We start from the raw sequence: 5,355 nt of genomic DNA on the forward strand, positions 1-5,355 counted from the left end.
CAGCATGAGGAGCCTGACGATGACCTACTTTCACACGGGCAATCCGCACTATCATCGGCGTGGAGTCGTTTCACGGTCCTGTTCGGGATGGGAAGGGGTGGGGCCGACTCGCTATGGTCATCAGGCATGACTTGTTGCCGTACTGCGGAGCGCGCAGTACAGCCAATCGGGAAGAAGCGTAAAGGATTCGTGTGGGGGGTTGTGTTGTTTCCGGCACAACACCGATCTCAACCCGTGTGGTCTGCCCAAGACCCTGCGCGTGGCGCAGGGTGCGGCGTCCATCAGCGCTCACGCGCTCACGGCTGCCGGCACACACCGGTTATAGGATCAAGCCTTACGGGCAATTAGTATCAGTTAGCTCAACGCATTACTGCGCTTATACACCTGACCTATCAACGTCCTGGTCTTGAACGACCCTTCAAGGGGCTCGAAGCCCCGGGGATATCTCATCTTAAGGCGAGTTTCCCGCTTAGATGCTTTCAGCGGTTATCTCTTCCGAACATAGCTACCCGGCGATGCCACTGGCGTGACAACCGGTACACCAGAGGTTCGTCCACTCCGGTCCTCTCGTACTAGGAGCAGCCCCCTTCAAATATCCAGCGCCCACGGCAGATAGGGACCAAACTGTCTCACGACGTTTTAAACCCAGCTCACGTACCTCTTTAAATGGCGAACAGCCATACCCTTGGGACCGGCTACAGCCCCAGGATGAGATGAGCCGACATCGAGGTGCCAAACACCGCCGTCGATATGAACTCTTGGGCGGTATCAGCCTGTTATCCCCAGAGTACCTTTTATCCGTTGAGCGATGGCCCTTCCATACAGAACCACCGGATCACTATGACCTGCTTTCGCACCTGTTCGACCTGTCCGTCTCACAGTCAAGCACGCTTATGCCATTGCACTATCAGCACGATTTCCGACCGTACCTAGCGTACCTTCGTACTCCTCCGTTACACTTTGGGAGGAGACCGCCCCAGTCAAACTGCCTACCATGCACTGTCCCCGATCCGGATTCACGGACCAGGGTTAGAACCTCAAACAGATCAGGGTGGTATTTCAAGGACGGCTCCATTGAGACTGGCGTCCCAACTTCACAGCCTCCCACCTATCCTACACAGACCGGTTCAAAGTCCAATGCAAAGCTACAGTAAAGGTTCATGGGGTCTTTCCGTCTAGCCGCGGGGAGATTGCATCATCACAAACACTTCAACTTCGCTGAGTCCCGGGAGGAGACAGTGTGGCCATCGTTACGCCATTCGTGCAGGTCGGAACTTACCCGACAAGGAATTTCGCTACCTTAGGACCGTTATAGTTACGGCCGCCGTTTACCGGGACTTCAATCAGGAGCTTGCACCCCATCATTTAATCTTCCGGCACCGGGCAGGCGTCACACCCTATACGTCCACTTTCGTGTTTGCAGAGTGCTGTGTTTTTATTAAACAGTCGCAGCCACCAGTTTATTGCAACCCCTTCACCCTCCTGGCGCAGGCCAGTCAAGCTACAGGGGCGTACCTTATCCCGAAGTTACGGTACCAGTTTGCCGAGTTCCTTCTCCCGGGTTCTCTCAAGCGCCTTAGAATACTCATCTCGCCCACCTGTGTCGGTTTGCGGTACGGTCACTGTGAAACTGAAGCTTAGAGGCTTTTCCTGGAACCCCTTCCAGTTGCTTCGCCACCGAAGTGGCTCGCCTCGCACCCTTGAATTCCGCGCCCGGATTTGCCAAAGCGCCTTCTCCAATGCAAGGACCGGGACTTCCAACACCCGGACAACCTTCCGCGATCCGTCCCCCCATCGCATTTCACAATGGTGCAGAAATATTAATCTGCTTCCCATCAGCTACGCATTTCTGCCTCGCCTTAGGGGCCGACTCACCCTACGCCGATGAACGTTGCGTAGGAAACCTTGGGCTTACGGCGAGGGGGCCTTTCACCCCCTTTATCGCTACTCATGTCAGCATTCGCACTTCCGATACCTCCAGCACACTTTCCAGTGCACCTTCGCAGGCTTACGGAACGCTCTCCTACCATGCGAGACTAGCTCGCATCCGCAGCTTCGGTATATGGCTTAGCCCCGTTACATCTTCCGCGCAGGACGACTCGATCAGTGAGCTATTACGCTTTCTTTAAAGGGTGGCTGCTTCTAAGCCAACCTCCTGACTGTTTTAGCCTTCCCACTTCGTTTCCCACTTAGCCATATTTGGGGACCTTAGCTGGCGGTCTGGGTTGTTTCCCTCTTGACACCGGACGTTAGCACCCGATGTCTGTCTCCCGTGATTGCACTCTTCGGTATTCGGAGTTTGCTATGGCGTAGTAATCCGCAATGGACCCCACAACCATGACAGTGCTCTACCCCCGAAGGTGAGACACGAGGCACTACCTAAATAGTTTTCGGAGAGAACCAGCTATTTCCAGGTTTGTTTAGCCTTTCACCCCTATCCACAGCTCATCCCCTAACTTTTCAACGTTAGTGGGTTCGGTCCTCCAGCACGTGTTACCGTGCCTTCAACCTGGCCATGGATAGATCACCTGGTTTCGGGTCTACACCCAGCGACTGATCGCCCTGTTCGGACTCGCTTTCGCTACGCCTGCCCTAATCGGTTAAGCTCGCCACTGAATGTAAGTCGCTGACCCATTATACAAAAGGTACGCCGTCACCCCTTGCGAGGCTCCGACTGTTTGTATGCATGCGGTTTCAGGATCTGTTTCACTCCCCTCCCGGGGTTCTTTTCGCCTTTCCCTCACGGTACTGGTTCACTATCGGTCGATCACGAGTATTTAGCCTTGGAGGATGGTCCCCCCATCTTCAGACAGGATTTCACGTGTCCCGCCCTACTTGTCGTACACCTAGTTCTTCCATTCTGTTTTCGTCTACAGGGCTATCACCTGCTATGGCTGCACTTTCCAGAGCATTCGGCTAACAGTACAGATAAAGAGTACAGGCTGATCCCATTTCGCTCGCCACTACTCTGGGAATCTCGGTTGATTTCTTTTCCTGCGGCTACTTAGATGTTTCAGTTCGCCGCGTTCGCTTCTCGTAGCCTATGGATTCAGCTACGGATACCTCAAAAGAGGTGGGTTTCCCCATTCGGACATCTCCGGATCAATGCTCGTTTGCCAGCTCCCCGGAGCTTTTCGCAGGCTACCGCGTCCTTCATCGCCTGTGATCGCCAAGGCATCCACCACATGCACTTGTTCGCTTGACCCTATAACGGGTGCGTCTCACTGTGCCTCCCGAAGGACTCACATTTCAACTCACTCGCTACAGGTTGAGTATTCGTGTTGCGCCGTATTCCAAGAGCAATCTTTCGATTCCCCTTTTCATACATTGATACAATCACAACCCTGATTCACCTACTCAATCACCCATCTCAAGGTGACCTTTCGTGAATCTCTTTACTACTTCTTCCTGATTGTTAAAGAACGACAGCCGATTATGAGTTACCTCATATCGCTCTGACTGGCTCAATCGCCAATGCGCAACGCTCTGCATCCATGCAGAACACTGCGCATTGAGGATTGGTGGAGGATGACGGGATCGAACCGACGACCCCCTGCTTGCAAAGCAGGTGCTCTCCCAGCTGAGCTAATCCCCCTCTTGGGCCCACAACAGCAGTTCACCCAGGGTGATGCCCGCGACAGACAAGGTTGGTGGGTCTGGATGGATTCGAACCATCGACCCCCGCCTTATCAAGACGGTGCTCTAACCGGCTGAGCTACAGACCCCTGCGTCTGCCTGCGTTCCTTCTTTCAACCACAGCCGATAAGCGTGAGCACTTGAGTGCAATGAATGCATGAGCTCTGGAAAGGAGGTGATCCAGCCGCACCTTCCGATACGGCTACCTTGTTACGACTTCACCCCAGTCATGAATCCTACCGTGGTGACCGTCCTCCTTGCGGTTAGACTAGCCACTTCTGGTAAAACCCACTCCCATGGTGTGACGGGCGGTGTGTACAAGACCCGGGAACGTATTCACCGCGGCATGCTGATCCGCGATTACTAGCGATTCCAGCTTCACGCACCCGAGTTGCAGAGTGCGATCCGGACTACGATCGGTTTTCTGGGATTGGCTCCACCTCGCGGCTTGGCAACCCTCTGTTCCGACCATTGTATGACGTGTGAAGCCCTACCCATAAGGGCCATGAGGACTTGACGTCATCCCCACCTTCCTCCGGTTTGTCACCGGCAGTCTCCCTGGAGTGCTCTTGCGTAGCAACTAGGGACAAGGGTTGCGCTCGTTGCGGGACTTAACCCAACATCTCACGACACGAGCTGACGACAGCCATGCAGCACCTGTGTGATGGCTCCCTTTCGGGCACGCCCACCTCTCAGCAGGCTTCCATCCATGTCAAGGGTAGGTAAGGTTTTTCGCGTTGCATCGAATTAATCCACATCATCCACCGCTTGTGCGGGTCCCCGTCAATTCCTTTGAGTTTTAATCTTGCGACCGTACTCCCCAGGCGGTCAACTTCACGCGTTAGCTACGTTACCAAGCCAATGAAGGCCCGACAACCAGTTGACATCGTTTAGGGCGTGGACTACCAGGGTATCTAATCCTGTTTGCTCCCCACGCTTTCGTGCATGAGCGTCAGTATTGACCCAGGGGGCTGCCTTCGCCATCGGTATTCCTCCACATCTCTACGCATTTCACTGCTACACGTGGAATTCTACCCCCCTCTGCCATACTCGAGCGATGCAGTCACCAATGCAGTTCCCAGGTTAAGCCCGGGGATTTCACATCGGTCTTACATCACCGCCTGCGCACGCTTTACGCCCAGTAATTCCGATTAACGCTCGCACCCTACGTATTACCGCGGCTGCTGGCACGTAGTTAGCCGGTGCTTATTCTTCCGGTACCGTCATCCACCCCCGGTATTAACAGGGATGCTTTCTTTCCGGACAAAAGTGCTTTACAACCCGAAGGCCTTCTTCACACACGCGGCATTGCTGGATCAGGGTTGCCCCCATTGTCCAAAATTCCCCACTGCTGCCTCCCGTAGGAGTCTGGGCCGTGTCTCAGTCCCAGTGTGGCTGGTCGTCCTCTCAGACCAGCTACAGATCGTCGGCTTGGTAGGCCTTTACCCCACCAACTACCTAATCTGCCATCGGCCGCCCCTTGAGCGCGAGGTCCGAAGATCCCCCGCTTTCCTCCATAGAGCGTATGCGGTATTAATCCGGCTTTCGCCGGGCTATCCCCCACTCCAGGACACGTTCCGATGTATTACTCACCCGTTCGCCACTCGCCACCAGGATTGCTCCCGTGCTGCCGTTCGACTTGCATGTGTAAGGCATGCCGCCAGCGTTCAATCTGAGCCAGGATCAAACTCTTCAGTTCAAACCTGTTACTGTGTTCGG

At 54.6% G+C, this 5,355-nt stretch carries 2 tRNA genes and 3 rRNA genes; all 5 read right to left on the reverse strand.

Going from position 1 to position 5,355, the window contains the following annotated elements:
• Positions 1–11: 11 nt before the first annotated feature.
• A 5S ribosomal RNA gene (rrf, locus tag B9Z01_RS34475) occupies positions 12–125 on the reverse strand.
• 198 nt (positions 126–323) lie between these two features.
• Positions 324–3,205 (reverse strand): 23S ribosomal RNA (locus B9Z01_RS34480).
• Positions 3,206–3,519: 314 nt separating this feature from the next.
• Positions 3,520–3,595 (reverse strand) — tRNA-Ala (locus B9Z01_RS34485).
• Positions 3,596–3,648: 53 nt separating this feature from the next.
• Positions 3,649–3,725, reverse strand: a tRNA-Ile gene (locus tag B9Z01_RS34490).
• Between the two features lie 79 nt (positions 3,726–3,804).
• Positions 3,805–5,335: ribosomal RNA gene (locus B9Z01_RS34495) — 16S ribosomal RNA — on the reverse strand.
• The 16S, 23S and 5S rRNA genes sit together here with 2 tRNA genes alongside, the layout of an rRNA operon.
• Positions 5,336–5,355 lie beyond the last annotated feature (20 nt).

Source organism: Paraburkholderia susongensis, assembly GCF_900177725.1.
GTDB lineage: Bacteria > Pseudomonadota > Gammaproteobacteria > Burkholderiales > Burkholderiaceae > Paraburkholderia > Paraburkholderia susongensis.